At 71.6% G+C, this 19778-nt stretch carries 17 protein-coding genes; 9 read left to right on the top strand and 8 right to left on the bottom strand.

Going from position 1 to position 19778, the window contains the following annotated elements; genetic code table 11:
* Nucleotides 1–84 precede the first annotated feature (84 nt).
* From ACIQBL_RS30060 to ACIQBL_RS30040, 5 genes are read left to right on the top strand one after another with little or no spacing between them, the layout of a single operon-like run.
* Complete coding sequence (locus ACIQBL_RS30060) at nt 85–1029, top strand: TauD/TfdA family dioxygenase (RefSeq protein WP_401946714.1); 945 nt, start codon at nt 85–87, stop codon at nt 1027–1029.
* Nucleotides 1026–2045 carry an ornithine cyclodeaminase family protein gene (locus ACIQBL_RS30055; protein WP_401946711.1) on the top strand — a complete coding sequence of 340 codons (1020 nt, stop codon included), beginning with the start codon at nt 1026–1028 and terminating at the stop codon, nt 2043–2045. The genes ACIQBL_RS30060 and ACIQBL_RS30055 overlap by 4 nt, the downstream gene beginning before the upstream one ends.
* Nucleotides 2042–3385, top strand: a complete 1344-nt coding sequence (locus ACIQBL_RS30050; RefSeq protein ID WP_401946709.1) for an alanine racemase — start codon at nt 2042–2044, stop codon at nt 3383–3385. The genes ACIQBL_RS30055 and ACIQBL_RS30050 overlap by 4 nt, the downstream gene beginning before the upstream one ends.
* Before the next feature lie 18 nt (nt 3386–3403).
* Nucleotides 3404–4456 (top strand): cysteine synthase family protein, encoded by a 1053-nt coding sequence (locus tag ACIQBL_RS30045; RefSeq protein WP_401946706.1) that lies wholly within the window; start codon nt 3404–3406, stop codon nt 4454–4456.
* A 4-nt stretch (nt 4457–4460) separates the two neighbouring features.
* The gene (locus ACIQBL_RS30040) at nt 4461–5855 is read left to right on the top strand and encodes an MATE family efflux transporter (RefSeq protein ID WP_401946703.1); all 1395 of its coding nucleotides are present in this window, start codon (nt 4461–4463) and stop codon (nt 5853–5855) included.
* A gap of 67 nt (nt 5856–5922) precedes the next feature.
* Here ACIQBL_RS30040 and ACIQBL_RS30035 read toward each other — a convergent pair whose 3' ends face one another.
* Nucleotides 5923–6186, bottom strand: coding sequence for a hypothetical protein (locus ACIQBL_RS30035; protein WP_401946700.1), 264 nt, complete (start codon nt 6184–6186; stop codon nt 5923–5925).
* Between the two features lie 89 nt (nt 6187–6275).
* Nucleotides 6276–6734, bottom strand: coding sequence for a MarR family winged helix-turn-helix transcriptional regulator (locus tag ACIQBL_RS30030; protein ID WP_401946698.1), 459 nt, complete (start codon nt 6732–6734; stop codon nt 6276–6278).
* Nucleotides 6735–6813: 79 nt separating this feature from the next.
* Between ACIQBL_RS30030 and ACIQBL_RS30025 the strand changes: the two genes are divergently transcribed.
* The 3 genes from ACIQBL_RS30025 to ACIQBL_RS30015 all read left to right on the top strand — a co-directional run bounded on the left by ACIQBL_RS30025 (nt 6814) and on the right by ACIQBL_RS30015 (nt 9640).
* Complete coding sequence (locus ACIQBL_RS30025) at nt 6814–7284, top strand: putative quinol monooxygenase (protein WP_401946695.1); 471 nt, start codon at nt 6814–6816, stop codon at nt 7282–7284.
* A gap of 201 nt (nt 7285–7485) precedes the next feature.
* Complete coding sequence (locus ACIQBL_RS30020; RefSeq protein ID WP_401946692.1) at nt 7486–8457, top strand: ArsR/SmtB family transcription factor; 972 nt, start codon at nt 7486–7488, stop codon at nt 8455–8457.
* Between the two features lie 415 nt (nt 8458–8872).
* Complete coding sequence (locus ACIQBL_RS30015) at nt 8873–9640, top strand: Stf0 family sulfotransferase (RefSeq protein ID WP_401946689.1); 768 nt, start codon at nt 8873–8875, stop codon at nt 9638–9640.
* Here ACIQBL_RS30015 and ACIQBL_RS30010 read toward each other — a convergent pair.
* The 6 genes from ACIQBL_RS30010 to ACIQBL_RS29985 all read right to left on the bottom strand — a co-directional run bounded on the left by ACIQBL_RS30010 (nt 9605) and on the right by ACIQBL_RS29985 (nt 16222).
* Entirely contained in the window at nt 9605–10252 is a 648-nt protein-coding gene (locus tag ACIQBL_RS30010; RefSeq protein WP_401946687.1) for a DUF5825 family protein, read from the bottom strand. The genes ACIQBL_RS30015 and ACIQBL_RS30010 overlap by 36 nt on opposite strands.
* Nucleotides 10249–12201, bottom strand: a complete 1953-nt coding sequence (locus ACIQBL_RS30005; RefSeq protein ID WP_401946684.1) for a RiPP maturation radical SAM C-methyltransferase — start codon at nt 12199–12201, stop codon at nt 10249–10251. The genes ACIQBL_RS30010 and ACIQBL_RS30005 overlap by 4 nt, the downstream gene beginning before the upstream one ends.
* A gap of 17 nt (nt 12202–12218) precedes the next feature.
* The gene (locus ACIQBL_RS30000; RefSeq protein ID WP_401946681.1) at nt 12219–12995 is read right to left on the bottom strand and encodes a hypothetical protein; all 777 of its coding nucleotides are present in this window, start codon (nt 12993–12995) and stop codon (nt 12219–12221) included.
* On the bottom strand, nt 12992–14002 hold the full coding sequence (locus ACIQBL_RS29995) for a DUF692 family multinuclear iron-containing protein (RefSeq protein WP_401946679.1): 1011 nt from the start codon (nt 14000–14002) through the stop codon (nt 12992–12994). The genes ACIQBL_RS30000 and ACIQBL_RS29995 overlap by 4 nt, the downstream gene beginning before the upstream one ends.
* The gene (locus ACIQBL_RS29990; protein WP_401946676.1) at nt 13999–16008 is read right to left on the bottom strand and encodes a B12-binding domain-containing radical SAM protein; all 2010 of its coding nucleotides are present in this window, start codon (nt 16006–16008) and stop codon (nt 13999–14001) included. Before ACIQBL_RS29990 ends, ACIQBL_RS29995 begins: the two co-directional genes overlap by 4 nt.
* A 61-nt stretch (nt 16009–16069) precedes the next feature.
* Nucleotides 16070–16222, bottom strand: coding sequence for a hypothetical protein (locus ACIQBL_RS29985; RefSeq protein ID WP_401728454.1), 153 nt, complete (start codon nt 16220–16222; stop codon nt 16070–16072).
* Between the two features lie 484 nt (nt 16223–16706).
* Between ACIQBL_RS29985 and ACIQBL_RS29980 the strand changes: the two genes are divergently transcribed.
* Complete coding sequence (locus ACIQBL_RS29980) at nt 16707–19751, top strand: lantibiotic dehydratase (protein ID WP_401946673.1); 3045 nt, start codon at nt 16707–16709, stop codon at nt 19749–19751.
* Nucleotides 19752–19778: the final 27 nt, after the last annotated feature.

The raw sequence follows: 19778 nt of genomic DNA, 5'->3' as shown, positions 1-19778 counted from the left end.
CGCCCGCCCCCCACCCGCACCGGAACGGACGGTTCACCCATGCCGACGGCAGCCACGCCTGTACGTCAGCTTCACCCCCAGGCCGTGAGCGAACTCCTCACCACGGCCCGTGCTCTGCTCGACGCCTTCGACGGCGTCGCCACCCACCCCGGGCTGCTCGCCCAAGTCCCGGACGCCGCCGCGAAGTTGAGCGACGGCATCCGCGACGCCTGCCGCCCCGTCGACACCGCCGACGGCCTGTTCGTGCTGCGCGGCCTCCCGGTCGACGACGCGACGATCGGCCCCACCCCGGGCCACTGGTCGACCGCCGGGAACGCCGGCGCGCTGCACGACGTGGTCCTGCTCCTGCTCTCCACCGCCATGGGCACACCGCTGGCCTGGGAGGGGCAGCAGGACGGCCGGTTCGTGCACAACATCGTGCCCTCGCCCGGGCACGAGGAGGAACAGACCGGCGCCAGCAGCAGCGTGCTGCTCAGCCCGCACACCGAGGACGCCTTCCACCCGGGCCGCGCCCATCTGCTGGTCCTGGGATGCCTGCGCAACCCGGACCGGGTCGCCACCACCGCCGCCAGCATCCGGCAGGTCCAACTGGACGCGGACGACGTGGAGTTGCTCCGCCGTCCGGTGCTGCCGATCCTGCCCGACGACGCCTACGCCGAAGCACAGGGCTACGACGGCACCCCGCCGCAGGTCCCGACGCTGTGGCAGTCGCCCGAGGGGCCGACCCTGCGATTCGACCCCGCCTACACACCCCTGGACGAGGCGTCCGGCGAACACCGCGCCGCCTACGGCCGGCTGGAGGCCGAACTCGCGCGCGTCTCCGTGGCGGTGGCTCTGACCCCGGGTGACGTCCTGGTCGTCGACAACGACCTCGTCGTCCACGGCCGGGTCCCCTTCAGGGCGCGCTACGACGGCACGGACCGCTGGCTGAAGCGTTCCTCCGTGCGCGTTCCCGGCCGCCGTACGCGCCCGCCCGCCGAGCGGTCCGAGCACGGCTACGGCCAGGCCGCCGTGGAGGCGTACCGATGACCGACACCGACAGCCGGGGGAACCTCATGCCGCCCGACGACACGACCCTGCGCATCCTCGGCACCAGTGACGTGGCCGGCATCGACATCACCCTGTCCGACGTCGTCTCCGTCGTGGAACAGGCGTACCGCACACTGGCCGACGGGAAGTCCGACAACCCGCGCAAGCTCACCGTCAAGCCCGAGGACGGCCACTCCGTCGCGTACGCGATGCTCGGCCGTGACGGCGAGCGGGGCGTGGTCGCGGTGAAGACGTCGTACAAGTACGGCCTGCACGAGGACCGCGACAAACAGCACTACTACACGACGCTGACCCTGTACGACGACGCGACGGGGCTGCCGGTCGCGATGCTGGACTGCGGTCGCGTCGGCGCCCTGCGCACCCCTGCGGTCACCGCCCTGCTGGCCCGTGAACTGGCCGCGCCCGGCGCCCGCAGCGCTCTCGTCATCGGCACCGGAACCCAGGGGCGGCTCGCGCTGCCGTTCCTGCTGACCACCCTGCCGGACCTGGAGCGGCTGATGCTGTTCGGCACGCATCCGGAGGGCATCCGGGCGGTGCGCGAGCAGTTGCACACCCACTTCCCCGGCCGTGAGCTTGAGGTCGTGACCGACCTGCGGGAGGCGGCCGGCGAGGCGGATGTCGTGCTGGCCACGGCCGGCCCCCACACGCCCGCGTCCGTGGACGCCGACTGGCTCAGACCGGCCGCCGTGTCCGTCCTCGTCGGCTACGGCATCGCGCCCTCCACCCTGCACCGGGCCGACCGGGTGATCGCCACCAGCGCGGCCCAGATGCGGGTCACCGGCACCGACATGGCCGACGCCGACGGCCGACTGCGCGGCGCGGACGCCGAGTTCCCCGACGTCCTGGCCGGGAGGGCCGCCGGACGCACGGACCCGGAACAGCGGATCTTCGCGTACAACAGCGGGCTGGTCGTCACCGACATCGCCCTCGGGCACCGGTTCGCCCAACTGGCGCTGGCCCAGGGGCTGGGCACGGCGGTGCCCCTGTGGAAGTGACCACGACGCTCACCGCGCACACCACACCCGAGGTGCGCTCACTGCTGAGCGGCACCTTGCTGCACGAGCTCGGCCACGGCCTCGGCGGCCCGTACCACGTGCTGCTCCCGGAGCGGTTCGACGCCAACGCGGCAGCGTTCCGGGAAGCGTTCGCCCAGGCGGGCGTCGACGGCCGGGTGTACTACGCCAAGAAGGCCAACAAGGCGGCCGTCTACGCCGAACAGGCCGCCGTCTCCGGCCTGGGACTGGACGTGGCGAGCCACGGGGAACTGCGCGAGGCCCTGGCGGCCGGAGTACGGGGCGAGGACCTGGTGGTGACGGGTCCCGCGAAGGCGGACGAGCTGCTGCGCGTCGCGGTGCTCCAGGGCGCCCTGATCGCGGTGGACGCGCTCGACGAGCTGCACCGCCTCCTCCCGCTCGCCGATGAACTGGGCAGAAGGGCACGGGTGTTGCTGCGCCGCCTCCCGCCGGAGCAACCGCACAGCCGCTTCGGCCTGGACGACGCCGAGGCGGTGGTGGCCCTGCGGCGGTGCGCCGAGGGGCCCGTCGACATGGAAGGCTTCAGCTTCCACCTCTCGGGCTACGACGTCCGCCAGCGCACGGACTTCGCGGCGGAGTTGGTCCGGCAGTGTGAGCATGCCCGTGCGCTCGGCCTGCGCGCCGACCGCATCAGCATCGGCGGCGGCTTCGCCGTCGACTATGTGCAGGCCGAGGACTGGCGGCGCTTCGAGGAGAGCCGGCGGCCCGAACACTTCCACGCGGAGAAGTCGTTCGGTGGCTTCTATCCGTACCACTCCCCCGTCGCGGGCCCCGACGCCCTGCGTACGGTCCTGGCGACCGCCCCCACCGGTGGGAGCACCAGCCTCGCCGCGCTGTTGCGCGCGGCCGGGGTCACGCTCCTCGTCGAACCGGGCCGGGCGCTGCTGGACCAGGCCGGTTTCACGGTATTCCGGGTGCGGGGCGTCAAGGAACGGGACGGGTACGCGATCCTCACCGTCGACGGCAGCAGCCTCAGCCTGTCCGAGCAGTGGTTCGACAGCGAGTTCCTGCCGGACCCGGTACTCGTGCCGGCCGGGACCCGCCCGGCCGCCGACGCGGGACCGTACCCGGCCTGCGTGGGGGCCGCCACCTGCCTGGAGTCCGACATGCTGACCTGGCGCAAGATCCCCTTCCCCACTCGCCCGGCCGTCGGTGACCTGCTGGTGTACCTCAACACGGCGGGCTACCAGATGGACTCCAACGAGTCGCCGTTCCACGAGCTGCCGCTGCCGCCCAAGGTCGTCGTCGAACACGTCACCTCCGCCCCCTTCCGCTGGCGCCTCGACCGCCGCCCCGCCTGAGACACCCTGGAGCTCCAAGTGGACGACCCCCTGTACCGGCCGCCCATCGTGCGGCAGGTCTCCGAACTGATCGGCGCCACCCCGCTGTTCGAGCTGGCCCGCACCGACAGCGGCGCCCGGCTGCTGCTGAAGCTGGAGCAGTTCAACCCCACCGGCACCGCCAAGATCCGTATGGCCCGGCAGATGGTCGTCGACGCCGAGGAACGCGGCCTGCTGCGCCCGGGCGGCCGCATCATCGAGTCGACCTCCGGCAACACCGGCCTCGGGCTGGCCGTCGTCGCCGCCGAACGCGGCTACACCTTCACCGCCGTCGTCGACCACCACGCGGCCGTCGACAAACTCCGCGCGATGAAGGCCCTCGGCGCGGAACTGGTCTACGTCGCCGACGACGGCGACGAGGAACTGGCCACCGCGGCCCGCGAGGAGTTCGCGGCGAAGCTGGCGGCGGAGTCCGACAACGCCTACTTCACCGAACAGCACAACAACATGGCCAACGGCGTGGGTTACCACCCGGTGGCCCGTGAACTGCACGCCGCGCTGGACGGCCGTATCGACGTCCTGGTCGGCGCGGTCGGCACCGGCGGCGGTCTGTTCGGAACCGGAGGCGCGTTGCGCGCGACCGTCCCCGGAGTACGGATCGTCGGAGTCGAGCCGAAGGGCTCGGTCGCCTTCGGGCCGCCCGCCCACGACTACTACCAGTCCGGCACCGGCACCCCCGAGGGAGCGACGATCGGCGCCATGGTGGACTACACGCTGCTCGACGAGGGGGTGAAGGTCGGGGACGTGGAGGCGTTCGCCACCGCACGGGCCGTCGCCCGCCGCACCGGGCTGCTCCTCGGCGGCTCGGCCGGCGGGGTGGTGTACGAGGCCCTGTCCCGGATGCCCGCGCTGCCGCCCGGCACGACGGTGGTCGCGTTGATCAACGACGGCGGGGAAAAGTACATGGACACCGTCTTCGACGACGAGTGGATGGCCGCGCGCGATCTCCTGTCCGCCCAAGTGGAGGGCGAGGTCGACGAGTTGCTGGCCGGACTCCACCGCACCCCAGCACCCGTCTCCCCCAGGAACTGAATTGATGCCGCCCGCTCTCGTCCGCGTTCTCTCCGACGGCCGCGCCCTGGCCACGCTCGCCGTCCCGCTCGCGCTCACCCAGCTCGCCCAGGTCGCGCTCACCACCACCGACACGATCATGATGGGGCTCATCGGAACCGAGGCGCTGGCCGCCGGCGGTCTCGCGATGGTGATCTTCAACCAGCTGCGCACCATGGGCGTCGGCCTGGTCACCGCCGTCGGCAACCAGATCGCCGCGGCCGACGCGCGCGCCGAGACCGAGGACACCGACCCGGCGACCGCCCGGGAGGAGGTGAAGGACCTGGTGCGGGCGAGCCTGCTGCTGTCCACGCTCGCGGGTCTCGCGGGCGGCGTACTGATGGTGCTGATCGGGCACGCCGTGGTGTTCCTCGGCCAGGACCCGGACGTCGTCGACACGGCGAAGCCGGTGCTGTACGCCATGGCACCCGGCCTGGTGCCCTGTCTGTGGTTCCAGGCGATACGCCAGTTCACCGTCGGCATGCGGCGCCCGCAGGCACTGCTGCGCATCACGATCGCCTCGATCGCCGTGAACGCGGGCCTCAACTGGGTCTTCATCCATGGCAGCTGGGGTCTGCCGAAGCTCGGCCTGCCGGGCATCGGCCTCGCGACGACCTCGGTGTACGTACTGTCGTTCCTGGCGCTGTACCGATCCGCGCGCCGCGACCCCCGGCTGGCACCGGTGCTGTCGCTGAGCATCTGGAAGACCCGCCCGGCCACCCTGCGCCGGCTGGCGGCGCTCGGCACACCGATCGCCGCCACCTACGGCTCCGAGGCCGGCTTCTTCTCCGTGGTCGCCCTGCTGGTGGGCAGCTTCGGTACGACAGCCCTGGCCGCGCACACGGCCGTCAACCAGCTGGTCTACATCGTGTTCCAGATAGCGGTCGGGCTCTCCCACGCCGCGTCCCTCGGCGTCAGCCGCGAACTGGCCCTCGGCAACCTGGCGGCGGCCCAGCGCCTGAAGGCGACGGCGCTGGCCTGCGCCGCCGCGGTCATGGCCGTGGTGGCGCTGGTGTACGTCACCGTGCCGGAGCTGGTGCTCGCGCCGTTCTTCGAGGGCGAGAGCCGCTCGGCCACCGACCTGGCCGCGCGACTCCTCCTGGTCGCCGCGGTGCTGCAGTTCTTCGACTGCGCCCAGAACATCGGCGTCGGGCTGCTGCGCGGCCTGGACGACACCAAGGGCGGCTTCCACGTCACCCTGATCGGCTACTGGCTCGTCGGCCTGCCCGCGGCCACGCTCCTCGGCTTCGTCACCGGCTGGGACACCGTCGGCATATGGCTGGGCCTGCTCGCCGGCCTCGCCACCACCGCTCTGCTCCTCCTGCGTCGCTTCGACCAAGGTGTGCAGCGACGGCAGGGGGCAACGCTCGTGACCCCCTGACCGACCCGCGAGTGCGCGCCGAACCGCGGAGGCTACGACGGAGACGGGGAGGGGCGGGGCTCCGACGCTACGGATCATTCCAGAACAGCAGCGCGTTCGGCACCGCGGGCGCCTTCATCAGGGCGACGAGCACCAGCAGCAGGCCGGTCACGAGCGCGGCCCCGCCGACGTAGCCGAGGCCCGAGCTGTCGGACAGGAACTCGCCCATCGAGGTGCCGAGGGTGTTGGAGACGAGGATCGCCGCGCCGGTCGGGTGGCCAGGGTCTGGGCGAAGAGGTCGCCGGCCGTCTCGCCCAGGGGCGTCGCCTTTTTCGGACAGCGCGTAGGTCATGAGGCCCGACCGTGCCACCGGTTGCCTGAACGCATCCTGACTGCGCGCGCTGATCACCTGCCCCGCACGTCCCGTCCGGGACGGATGCCCTAGGCCGGTTGCGGCTGGTGGCTGTCGAGCACCTTGGCCAGCAGGGAGTGAAGCTGTCGTCGTTCCGCGGCGTCGAGGCCGGCGAGCAGTTCGGCCTGGACGGCGTCGGCGTGCTGTTGGAGCTCGTCGAGGTGCCGCCTTCCGGTGGCGGTGAGGGTGACGGCGTTGCGGCGCCGATTGGCGGGATCGGCCTGCCGGTCGACCCGGTGGCAGCCTTCCAGGCGGTTGACGATGCCGCTGACGTCGTTGCGGTCGAGGCCGAGGCGGCGGCCGATCTCGGCCTGGCTGAGCGCCCCGTACTCCTCCAGTGCCGCCAGGACGGCGAAATCGGCGCGGGCGCCCAGCGGCATGCGTTGCGCGGTCAGCCGGGCGCCGAGCGTCGACACCTTGCCCGCCTGCCAGCTGGCGAGTTCACGCAGTCGGGCCGGTGGTCGCGATGCGTGATCCGTGTCCGCCATGTCCTCATCCTAACTGTTGGCCACCCCAACACACACCTGTTACGTTGGGTAAGCCAACGTTGGTTTGGCCAACAGATGAGTGGGGTCAGTGGCGGACCACCGGTCGGCTGCCCCGCACCGCTCCCAAGGAGTCATCTCATGCACAGCAGCACCGCACTTCCCGATCTGTCCGGTCGCCGGGGGCGACCGGACGATCAGGACCGGCGCGGTCGTTGCCGTGTCCACGATGGAGCCCAGGAACGGACGCCGCGAGGACCTCCTCGAGGTGCTGGCCGACCTCGCTCCGCGGATCCGCGCCGAACCGGGGTGCCTGCACTACTCGGTACACCGCGCGCGCGGCGATACCGACGGACCGCTGCTGGTCATCCAGATGTTCGCTTCGATCGAGGCGTTCACGGAGCACAGCGCGAGCGTGGCGGACCAGATTCCGAGGATCGCCGCCCTCCTCGCCACGCCCCCCGTGCCGCCGACCCTGTTCGAACCGGTCCCACGGTCCGCTCTCGTCGAGGGCATCGACAACGGCAACGGCGAGAAGAGCCACGCCTGTTGACGTCACCCCGAGCAGAGGTCGAAACCCCGGGCGTCGGGCCCGATCTCGACTGTCGCGCGTGAAGTGGATCTTCGGCCACCGTGACTCCCCTTGTCCCGGTGTAGGGCAGGCCAATGAGCCGTAAAGCAGGCCGTCGGCGACGGACGGGCATGAGCATGCTGATTCACCTGGCCGTCAAGGACCGGGTCGGAAGGGAATCTGATGCTCCGTATCCATTTCACCGACGCGGACCTGGCGCGTACCCGCATGGCGGCCGAGCCGGATCCCCTGTGGGAGATCGGGCTGAGCCTGCACCGGTTACAGACCCGGCAGGGACGCTGGGCGCACGCCGAGTGGTACCGGGACACCAGACAGCGGCTGGCCCGGACCGGACTGGACCGCATCGTGCGAACCAGACTCATCCCCCTGTTTCCCAGAGCCGCGTACTACCCCGACTTCCTCAATCCCGCCGAAGCGGCGGACGGCCTCGACGCGGGACTCGCCGCCATCGTGGCGACCCCGACGGACCGAATCCGGCACGAAGTGGAGTACTTCGCACACACCACAACGGCCCCCGCCTGGGCGGATCGCCTGGTGGAACGGGACGTACGCGAAGACCTGACCGACTGCCTACGGCGGTACTACGACACGGCCATCGCGCCCTACCGCGAACGCGCCCAGGCGCGGATCGACGCAGAGCGGTCAATCCGCGCCCGCACACTGCTGCACGGCGGCACAGAGGCACTTCTGCGCAACCTCGGACCCAGCATCCGATGGCAGGCCCCCGTACTCCATGTCGTCTATCCCGCCGCCGACTGCGACCTCCGACTCGACGGACGCGGGCTGCTGCTCGTGCCGTCGTACTTCTGCTGGGGCTGGCCGATCGCCCTGGCGGATCCCCTGCTGCCACCCGTCCTCGTCTACCCCCTGCTCCACGAGGACCCCGCCCCCGCCAACACCGCGCCCCTCACCGTACTGCTGGGCCGGACCCGGGCCGTCGTGCTGCGGGCCACGGCAGCCGGAGCCACCACCGGGGAACTCGCCCGCGCGGCCGGCGTCTCGGCACCGGCCGCCAGCCAGCACACGACCGCCCTGCGGGACGCGGGCCTCATCAGCAGCCACCGGCACGGCACAACAGTCCTGCACACCCTGACACCTCTCGGCGCGTCCTTGCTGCGCGCTGCAACGAGATGAACGAGTCCAACAGTGTCGTTGCGGTCGGTTACCGCTTGATGGCTGCTCCATCCCGTAATTGCCTCGCCAACATGTACGGCAACGCGGCCGATCATCCCGATCGGGCGCGCCGGTGTCCGTCGGACATGACAGGCGCGGAGTGGGCGGCCGTCCGGCCGTCGCTGCCGGTGCCGGCCTGGCCCCGGGGGCGGGGTGCGGACGCCCCGAGGGCGTCTCCCCGGATGGCCGTCTACGGCACCACGAAGGCGTTCGTGCTCCCCTTCACTGTTGGCTGTCGCCCGGCTTCCGAGGTTCGCAAGCAGGCCGCGAGGCAAGACCGCCTCGTGTCTCCTTCGCCCAGGGCGCCGTTGTGCACCGCGCCCGGAACGCGGCGGAACCGGTGACAACCGCTCGCGCCGGGCGCGAGGGTGTTCTCATGGTGCTGCGCTATCGGACCAACGGTCCGGCGTTCGACTTCCCGCCCTTCACCGGTCTGCCGCCGGTCCGTTACGTGCTCGCGTCGACCCCCCGGTGCGGCAGCAACATGCTCGCCCGCGCCCTGTGGCACACCGGGCTGGCCGGCTTCGCCGAGGACTACTTCGCCGATGCCTTCGTGCTGGACTACTTCGAGCGGTGGGGATTCGACTCCGGCGATCCGCAGGAGTTGGCGGCGGGCTATGTGCGGCGGCTGATGACGTGCCGGACCAGCCCCAACGGCGTGTTCGGGCTGCGGATCCACGCGGGGCACCTCGGGAACCTGGAGGTCGACCCGTACGACATCCTCCAGGCACCCCGGTACATCTGGATCCAGCGCGGGGACCGGTTGCGGCAGGCCGTGTCGTACGCCATGGCCGAGCAGACCGGTGTCTGGATCCTGGACGGGACCTTCCTGCCGGAGGGGAGCACACGCGCCGCTCCCCGGTACAGCTATGAGGAGATCCGCCGGCATCTGCGGATGCTCGACCGCGACGCGGCGGTCTGGGAGGACTACTTCGGGCGGCACGGTGTCGACCCGCACATCGTCGGCTACGAGGACCTGGTCGCCGACTACGAGGCAGCCCTGCTGGGCTGCCTGGACTTCCTCGGTGTCGGCGCGCCCGCGTCGGTGCCGGCCCCGGGGATCAGACGTCAGGCCGACGAGGTGACGGAACAGTGGGTCGAGAGGTTCCTACGGGATCGTCGTGCTGAGCGGCCAGCGTCGTAGGCGGTACGGCGTCCACCACAAGTAACGCCCGGCGCGATGGAGCAGGTTCTCGCGCAGGTGACGCTCCAGGACCCGCTCCGCCGACGCCGACGCGACCATCGGGACGCCGTCCAGCAGCCCCTGGAACGCCGTGCTCCGGGGGGCGTTGACGACCAGGCGCCGGAAGGAGCCCCAGCGGTGGTCACGGATCTCCAGGAAACCGGGGCCGCGGCGGTAGCCGCACTTCGCGATGTGGAACGAGTCGCGCCACGCGGTGACCACGTGTTCTTCGTTCGCCTCTCCTGTGGAGCCGTGGAAGACGGCTGCCGGGGGGTGCAGATGGCTCAGCGCCCGCCACTGGGCCGGGTCGGCCATGCGCAGTGTCCAGTCCACCGCGATGCCGTGGCTGGTGAGTTCCCGGATGACGAGGAGAGCGGCCACCGCGGACGCGCCGTCCGCATCCGTGAGGTCCACGGGCTCGTGCACCTGGACGAACTGGACGCCGTCGGCGGCGAGTTGTGCGACGGCGTCCACCGGTTCGTCCGGCGGCCCGTCGAGGGTGCCGCAGCACATGCCCGGCAGGCGCATGGCCGCCGGGTCGCGGTCCCTCCACAGCGTCAGCTCCGGCTTCATCGGGCCTCTCCCCCGGCCGGGGCCGCCAGGGCGGGGACGAGCGATGTGTCGTCCCCCTCCAGGCCCGCGCCGTCGAGCCGCAGCAGGTCCTGGTTGGCCACCGCGGGCGCGACCTGTACGTACTGGCCGCCCTCGGCGAAGACCAGGCCGAGCTCCCGCCAGCGCGCCAGCAGCCCGGCGACGCGCTCTTCCGTCACCTCACCGGCCGACTCCCCTGCGTCCGCGCACCGGGCAGCCGCCTTGCGCAGCAGCGCCGCCGGGCTGTGCGGTGTGTCCAGCAGCCGGAACACCGTCACCTCGAACGGGTCGGTGAGGTCGAGGAGCCGCCAGGAGAAGTCCGGCCGGGTGTCGACCAGGACGATGTGTCCGCCGAGGTCGCAGTGGGTCAGGCGGCTGCGCGGGTACGCCCGCGTCCAGTCGGCGACGGCCGTGCGCAGCCGGTCCAGACAGCCTCCCGAGATGCCCCGGTTCGGTGAGTCGAAGATGTAGACCAGGTCGGCGAGTTCGGCCTGCGGCAGGTCGTAGATGTGCTGGTAGTGCGAGGCGGGGCGCAGGTCGCCGAAGCCCAGTTCCGGCCGGTCGAAGTACGGGCTGAACCGCTCGACCTTCAGACGGGTGGAGTTGGCCGGTGGTCCGAGATGGTGCAGCGCGGGAAGTTGGCCGATGATCTCGTCGTAGTCCTGTTCGGTCTCTCCGGGGAAGCCGTAGAGGTAGTTCCAGCTGAGGTTGATCCCGACGGTCTCCGCGTCCCGCAGCAGCCGTACGTTCTGGCAGCCGGTCACTCCCTTGTCCATCAGCTTCAGGACCCGGCTGCTGAGGCTCTCGACGCCGGGCTGGACGTAGCTGATGCCGGCCGCGTACAGCGTCTCCAACTGCTCGCGCCGCATGTTCGACTTGATCTCGTAGCACAGCCTCAGGTCGTACCCGCTCTCCTTCAGGAGCGGGGCCATGGAGTTGAGGTAGGCCATGTCGAGGATGTTGTCGGTGACCCACACGTCGAGTACGCGGTGGCGCTCGACCAGGCCGAGGATCTCGTCCACGAACCGTCTCGGGTCCTTGCTGCGGAACTCCATGAAGGAGCCGTTGAGGCCGCAGAAGGTGCAGTGGTGCTTCTCGCCCCACCAGCAGCCGCGTGAGGCCTCCACCACCAGTCGCGGTTCCACCCAGCCGCCCGCCGTGGACCGCGCGTGCCGCTCGAAGTAGTCGCCGTAGTCCGGGGTGACCAGTGCTCCCGGGGGCAGCGGGGCGGCGTCCATGGGATGCGCCACGGACCGGCCCTGCGGGTCGCGGCGGCACAGGCCGGGGACGGCGGCCAGGCCGTCGGCGTCGCCGTCGCGGAGGGCGGCGAGGAGTCGAGGGAACGCGATCTCGCCTTCGCCGCGCACTACGAAGTCGACGTACGCGAAGTTGCGGTGCAGCGCGGCGCCTTGCGGACCGTCGCAGTTGGCGCCGCCGAAGACGGTGATGGTGTCGGGTGCGAGTTCCTTGACCACGCGGGCCGCCGCGAGGGCCGCCGCGTTCTGCGCGAACGTGGTGGTGAAGCCGACCACGTCCGGTGCGGTGGCCGCGATCTTGGCGGCGGTCTCCCGGACGAACAGCGGCGCGAGTTCGTGCAGTTCCCGCGCCTTGGCCAGCATGTGCTCCGGCATCTTCCCGCCGAAGTGTTCCGTGAACTCGGCCACCCGCCAACGGGGTTGGTCGTTGAGCGCGGCCGAGAAGATCCACTCGCTGTGTCCGGAGAAGTACGAGGTCGAGCAGAACTCGTACTCCTCGAAGCCGTATTCCGTACGAGCGGACACCCAGTCGGCGAAGTCGAGGTTGGCGTGCACCACTTCGACGTCCGCGGCGCCGTCGGGGAAGACGTCGAGGATCCGGCGTTTGAGAATGCCGAGGGCGAGGGACGGCGCGTCGAGCGACGACCACGGCATGTCCACCAACACGATGTGCAAGGCGGTTCCTCTCCCCTTCACCACAGTCCGCGGCGGGCCAGCGCCCGCCGCGCGGTCTCGCGCCGGGCCGACGGTCCGGCCTCGAAGGCCGCCGCCACCCGCCCGGACACCACGCCGTGAGCCAGCCCGGCGGACGTGGTGAAGTACGCGTAGTGCACGGCTTCCGCGTGCGCGGCGTGCTCAGTGGCCTCGGGGCGCTCGCCCGAGGCGGCTCCCCAGGTTGCTGCGGATGCCGGCGCGTACGCACGTACGGCGGCGTGGCCCCGGTCGGTGGGGACGATTCCCTCCGCCTCGATCACGAACGACAGCGGCTGTTCGCACGCCAGCGAGGTGAACAGGGCGAGCATCAGCTCATGGGTCACGGTGTCGCGCAGCGCCCCGGACCCGGCGTCGTCCAGCAGGTAGGAAGCGAACGCCTCCTCCGCCGACAGCCCGGGAGCGGTGTACGGGATCAGCCGGAACCGGGCGAAGTGCGGTGAGCCGAGGAAGCCGGTGAGCAGGCCGGACTCCGTGGCACCGGCGTCCTGGAGCAGCCGCAGGGAGCGCGGGAACGTGGTCGCGAGGCTGCCGCCGCTGCCGGGCCGCCAGACCTGGGAGCGCAACCGGCGCGCGGTGGTGTCCAGTTCGGCCAGGTCGACGGAGGCCAGGCACTCCAGCTCGCCGGGATCCGCCGCCACGGCCTCGGCACCCTCGTCGGCGAGCCGGGCCCGCAGGTCCGCGTCCAGCAGCAATCGCATGAGCAGGTCGGTGAGTTGCTCGCCGTCCAGGGACGCGCCCGGCTCCACCGTGCTCACGCCGCCTCCCCGCGCTGCCAGGCGGCGACCAGGTCCCGCAGCCGCGCGTAGTTCCGCCGGGACTTCTCGACCAGCTGTCCGTCCTCGCGGTACATCGGGTCCTCGTAGGACACTGCGAGGAGGTTCGGGCAGCGCGGCAGCAGGTACTCGGTGAGTTCCAGCTGCTCGTCCAGCAGGACTCCGTGGTGGAGGTCGCGGAACCTGCCGCCCACGATCTGGCAGCCCGACAGGTGCAGTTCCCGGCAACGGGCGAGGGGCAGGGCCTCGATCCCGTCGTACATGCTGCGCCCAGTACGTCCCTTCAGCCACTGGTAGCTGAGGAGATGGCCGACGTCGAGCGTGACCCGTACGTCGGCGTCCTCCGCCAGCCGGGCGAAGTACTCGAAGGCGTCCATGTGTCCCAGGACGAACGAACCGCCCTCCGTGAAGCCGGGGAACTCGACGTGCAGCGGCGGATCGAGCAGCCGGGCCGCCTCCGCCACGTTCCGGGTGGCGATCTCCAGGCCCGGCTCGGTCAGGGGCGGCGGGAGCGGATAGGGCATCGGTATGCCGCGCAGGCTCCAGATGCCCAGGTCCTCGACCACCCAGGAGAAGCCGTAGCGGGCGGCCAGTTCGTTGGTGAACTCGGCGGCAGGGCGACGGTCGTAGTGCTCGGGCGTGCCCATGTTCAGCTCGGTCTGGTGGAAGGCGCGGGCCGTCCCGGCGGGCACCGCCTCGAAGAAGCGGTCGTACGCGCGCACGTAGTCGGCCGTCCGTACGCGGGCGCGTGAGCGCGGCTGGAACGCGAGGGCCGCGTAGGCGAAGTCGCCGCCGTGGCGGTGCAGGAAGGCGCGGACCCGGTCGGTGATGTCCCCGCCGCCGTCGTCGCTCTCCACGAATCCGATGCCGCGCCTGCCGAGGCGTCCGCCGCCCCACGGCATGTCCATCAGCACCCCCAGGCCCATCCGGCTCGGGGCTTCGGTGAGGGTAGGGGCGCCGCCGGGTGCGGTGCGCGGCGGTTGCGTCATGACGAGCTCCTGGCTGAGGGGGCCGGGTCTGCGGAATGTGCCGGGTCGGGGGTGCCCGCCGCCGCGTCGGCCAGGCGGGCCAGCAGGCGGCGGCCACGGTCGGTGCGGGCCGTCAGCAGGCCGTCGGCGCGCTGTTCCACGTCGTCGCGGGGAAGTGCGTAGAACCGCTCCCGGACGAGGTCGGCGAGGGTGACACGGTCGGCCGTACGGTCGTCGGCGTACGCGGGCACGGTGCGTACCCACGTGTGCGGGCGCAGGGCCGCGACGGCGGGCGCGCGACGGCCGTTCGGGGCGGATCGCGAGGGTGCCGAGCCCGTCGTACGGCCCGGTCTGACGGTGTCGAAGATCCGCACCAGCCGGTCCAGTGCCTCGGTGCGCGTCGGGCCGCCGCGGATGGACAGGGGGTGGCCGACCCGGCCGGCCAGGTAGCTCAACTCGGGGTTGCCCGCGAGGCGTTCGGAGGTGTCGAGGGCGAGCCCGTACTCCTCCGGGCTGCCCACGAGTCGGCTGCCGGGCTCGGCCACCATCAGCTCCAGCGCGTCGATGCCGATCCGCCGTTCGTTGTCGACGAGGAAGCGCAGGGATGCCTCGAACTCGTCCGGTGTCTCGTCCAGGACCTGGCCCATCACGGTGAACCGGACGGCGATGCCCGCCGCGTCGAGGTTGTCGAGGATCCGCTGGTAGTCGGCCGCGCGCACGCCCCGCTCCATCCGGTCCAGCAGGCGCTGCGAGGTGCCCTCGTAGCCGGCCGAGATCATCGCGCAGCCGACCGCGGCGAGGTCGAGGCAGAACCCCGGGTCGGTGAGGACGGACTCCAGTCGGCTGCGCACGCCGAACCGGACCCGGATGCCGCGTTCGCGTACCGCGCGCATGGCTTTCAGGATCAGCCGCAGGTTGGTGTTCTCGTCCGCGACCGACACGTACCGGGTGCCCGTGGCGCGGACCACGGCCTGAACGGCGTCGGCGATCTGGACGGCGGTGCCCTGCTGGTAACCGCCTTGCGGGAGCGACCGGTTGCCGTACGAGCAGAACGCGCACCGCCCCCAGTAGCAGCCGACGCACGAGACGATCGCGAGCTCCAGCGCCTCGTTGAGATAGGAGCGGAACGGCAGCCCGGTGAAGTCGGGCGGTCCGAGGTCACGGAAGCGCAGGGTCACCGCGGGTCCCGTGCGCGGCCCGGCCCCGGAACGTGGCAGCCAGGTCATGCCGGGCACGGCGGTGAGCGGAACCGTTCCGTCCAGGGCGTCCAGCCAGCGTTCGAGGGGTTCTTCGCCGGCGGTCGGGCACAGGGCGTCGACCGTGTCCCGGACTCCGGGCAGCCGGGCGAGGCTGTCGTGGCGGAGCATCACCTGCTGGCCGCCCAGACAGATTTGGGTGTCCGGCGACAGCCGCCGGACCCAGGCGGCGATCAGCAGCGCGGGCGCGAGCTGGCTGAAGAACGCCACGGACAGGCCGACCACCCGGGGGCGATGCCGGCCGAGCAGTCCGGTGACCATGCGGTGCAGCGACGTGACCGGTACGTCCGACACGGCGGGCGGCCGGTCCGCGGCCCTGCGTACGGCATCGTCGAGCTGGCCGAGGTCCTCCCAGGTCCGTGCCAGGAAGGTGTCGCGGACCAGCAGTTCGAGGGCCAGGGTGGCGAGCCGGACCGCACGGTCGGGGCCCAGCTCGCCGGCCGACTCCTTGTGCAGGACGTGGGCGCGCAGCTCGCCGATGTGCGCGGCGAAGACTTCCGCCATCGCATGGCGGTACCACTCGCTCACGGCCTTGGCGTCGTCGCCCGTGTCCTGGGCACGGACCGCGTCGTCCAGCAGCGCCGGGCGGCGCAGCAGCTCGTGGAGCACGCCGATGTTCAAGTCGGCCTGGTGAACCCGCCGGCCCCGGCGCCGCAGGTGGCCGGTCAGATAGGGCAGGCTCAGATACGGGAAGAACCTGGCCTCGGTCTGCGGCGGGAAGATCAACAGGACGTCGGTGCGGGTACGGTCCGTCGTCTGGCTGGACGGCACGACCCACCTCCTCGTCCCATCGATCTCATCCGTCGGAGAGTTGCCTCGGCTCCCGGGCGTGCTAGTCGGGGATGTCCTCCGTGCTCTCCGCGGCGATGTAGGTGTACGTGTGGTACGCCGCACCGAGCTTCAGCTCACTGGAATCGATCACTTGGAGTTCTTCGAGCTCACCGAATTCCTCATCGGCGAGTTTCTCGGGAGTTGCAGCAGTCATGTTTTTCTCCCCTTCGCGAACGTGATGGGAATGTGCCGCTTGCCGTGTATGGCGCCCACGCTAGCCAGACCGCACGTGTATCAACAGCCCATACGTCGTCGTTTGGTCTGGCCGACATTCAGCCAGGTCAGCGGCTCATGGAGACTCCGAGGCACCGGGGTGGCGCAGCAGTAGCCGCGATGACCATGGCGCGTAATCGCCCTCGACACCGGGTCGGGGCGTGTCATCTGAGGCGGCGAGCCGCACCGCGGCCGATTCCTGGCACGTCTGGACGGACGGCGACGCGGTTGGCTCGGCGGTGGGTGCGTGGCTTGCAGGACACCGCACCCGCTCCGACCGGGACGAAGGACCGTGCGCGCTCCCCGTCGAGGGGCCGAGCCTGCGCGGCCCGGTCTGTATGGCCATCAGAGTTCGCGTTCGAGCCGCAGGCACCGCGCGGTTCGGGAAGATAGAGGACAACGCCGTTGTACCGCTGGAGGGCCGTTTGTACCGCCATGTCGATGCGGCCGTGGTCCGGGCGGCGGTCCGGCGTCCCGACCACCCGGTGGTCTGGCCGGACCTGACCGGCCCGGCCGCGCACACGGAGTCGTGGCGGGCATGGCTTCAACAGACGTGGCAGGCAACCGATTTCGCCACCGCGGTCGAGTTCTCCAGCCCGGACCTGGCGAGACGGGTGCACCAGATATGCGTCGGCGAGCCGGTGCCGGCCCCCGCCGTGCGGCGCGCGGTGCTTTCGGTGGTGCGCTACCTGCTGCGCGCCCGCTCACGTGCCACTCCGTTCGGCCTGTTCGCCGGCGTCGGGGTCGCCCGCACAGGGGCGACTCCCCTGCTGCGTGCGGGCACCGGACACCGAGCGGTGACCAGACCGGACGCGGCATGGACCGCGGCTCTTGTCGACCGGCTGGAGGAACACCGTGAACTCCGACCCCGTTTGACGCTGCTCGCTTCCAGCCTCGCGTTCGAGCGCGACGGACGCCTGATGCTCGAACACCGCTCAAGCAGCGCGAACGACGGCGACCCCGTGCACGTGGGGATACGCGCGACCGGGCCGGTCAGGATGGCCATGGACGGCGCGCGGGTCCCGGTCCTGTGGGCGGATCTCGCCGAAACACTCTCCGCCGGTTTCCCGGCCGCTTCGCCCACCGCGATCGAGACCCTGCTCGCGAACCTGGCACGACAGCGATTCCTGATCACCGGTCTGCGTCCAGCGGTCATGGCCTCCGACCCGATCGCCGCCCTGCTCGGACGCGTACAGCACCTGCCCGCGGCCGAAGCCACCGAGTTGCGCGAGGTCGCGGCAGGCCTGGCACGGCACGACGACGCGACCGCCGCCGCCCCGGCGGACGCCCGCGCCGAACGCGCACGGGTGAGGGCCGCGATGACACGGCTCTGTCCCGCCGCGAAACCCGCGCTCGCCCTCGACCTGCGGCTGGACTGGGACCTGGTGATCCCGGAGGCGGTGGCCCAGGAGGTCGCGTCGGCCGCGGCGGTGCTCACACGCCTGGCGCCGCGGGCGGCGCTGAGCCCCGGCTGGGTCGCCTGGCACGGCCGCTTCCTCGATCGCTACGGCCCGGGAGCGGTGGTGCCCGTCCTGGACGCCGTCGACCTCCTCGGCTACCCGTCCGGCTATCTCGGGTCCACAGCCGCGTCGACGGGCCCGACGCTGACCGCCCGTGACAGCCGGCTGCTGCGGCTCGCGTACACCGCCGCGACGAGGCGCCGCCACCAGGTCCGACTCGATGATGCCGCGATCGACGAACTGGCGGTGGCGGATCCCGGTCGGCCCGTGCAGCCGAGCACCGAGGTGACCGTCCGGATCCACGCAGCGAGCGTATCCGCCCTGGAACAAGGGGAGTTCACTCTGCACGTCGTCGGGGTGGCCCGTGCGGCCGGTACGGCCACCGGGCGCTTTCTCCATCTGTTCGACGCCGACGACCGCCGCCGGATGACCGACGTGTACGCCGGCCTGCCCGGCGTACAACAGGACGCGCTGATCGCGCAGATCAGTACCACCCCGCTGTACATACGCTCGGCGAACGTCGCGCACACCCCCCAGGCGGCCGAGCTGGTGATCCCCCTCGGCGACCACCACGGCCCGGACCCGGGCCTGCTGCCCGTGACGGACCTGGCGGTGACCGCCGATGCCGAGCGACTGCACCTGGTCTCGGTCTCCCGCCGCCGCCCGGTGCACACGATGCTGCTGAACGCGGTGGATCTCACCCACCACACCCATCCGCTGGCGCGGTTCCTGGTCGAGGCACCGGTGGCACTGGCCATCCCGTGCACCGGGTTCTCGTGGGGAGCCGCCGTGTCCAGCCTGCCGTTCCTCCCCGCACTGCGCTACGGCCGCACCGTACTGTCCCCGGCCCGCTGGACACTCGGCGACGACGACCTGCCCGACGCGCGGACGCCATGGCCGCAGTGGGACGAGGCCCTGGCCGAGTGGCGTCGTGATGTCGGCCTGCCCGAGCACGTGTACCTGGGCGACGGAGACCGGCGCATGAACCTGGACCTGGCGGAGCCCTCGCACCGGCTCCTGCTCCGTACCCACGTGGAGCGCGACCGTAAGGCTCTGCTGCGTGCCGCGCCGGAGCCCGGGGACCTGGGCTGGGCCGGCGGACACGCCCACGAGATCGTCGTCCCCCTGGCTGCTCTGGATCAGGCCCGCGCACCGGTCCGCGGATCGGGCTACGTCGTCGGCCGGGAACACGGCCGTCCGCCCGGCAGCGGCAACCTGCTCTCCGTCGGCCTGCACGGGCACCGCGACCGTCAGGATCCGCTCCTGACCCGGCATCTGCCTGCCCTGCTCGGGGAGTTGGGAGAACCCCGTTGGTGGTTCGTCCGCCACCGCGACCCCGAGGACCACCTACGTCTCCGTCTGACCTGCGCGCCCGGTTCACTCGGCACCGCTGTCGAGCGGATCGGCGAGTGGATCCGGCGGCTTCGGCACGCGGGCCTGATCACCCACGCGAGCCTGGACACCTACTACCCGCAGACCGCGCGCTTCGGCGGTCCCGCGGCGACGGAAGCGGCCGAGGAGTACTTCGCCGCCGACTCGGCCGCCGTCCTCGCCCAGCTCACCGCGCAGGCCGATCCGGGCGCTCCCGACGCTCGTGCGGTGACCGCCGCGAGCATGGTGGACATCGCCGCCGGCCTGCTGGGAGACAACGAGAAGGCGATGCGCTGGCTGGTCGGACACACCCACACGGACCGCAGCGCCCCACACCGAGCGGTCTACGACCAGACCATCGCCCTGACGACCGCCCTCCTCACGCCCCGGGCCCCCGGCACCCCGGTGCCGGACGGGCGCGTCACCGCGAGCTGGTCCGCACGCCGGGCCGCGCTGGCCGCCTACCGCGGCGCACTTGAGGGTGCGGGGACGCTGCCCCCGCAGGACCTGCTCCCGGACCTGCTGCATCTCCACCACGTCCGCATGCGCGGACCGGGACTTCCCGAGGAACGCGCACACCTGCACCTGGCCAGAGCCGCCGCACTGAGCTGGACGGCACGAGCGAGAAGAACATCGTGACTGCACGGCGTCCACGGTTGGTTCCCT

Source organism: Streptomyces sp. NPDC088350 (assembly GCF_044753545.1).
GTDB lineage: Bacteria > Actinomycetota > Actinomycetes > Streptomycetales > Streptomycetaceae > Streptomyces.
Note: the sequence above shows the minus strand (reverse complement) of the source record. Positions and strands in the feature narration are given on the sequence as shown.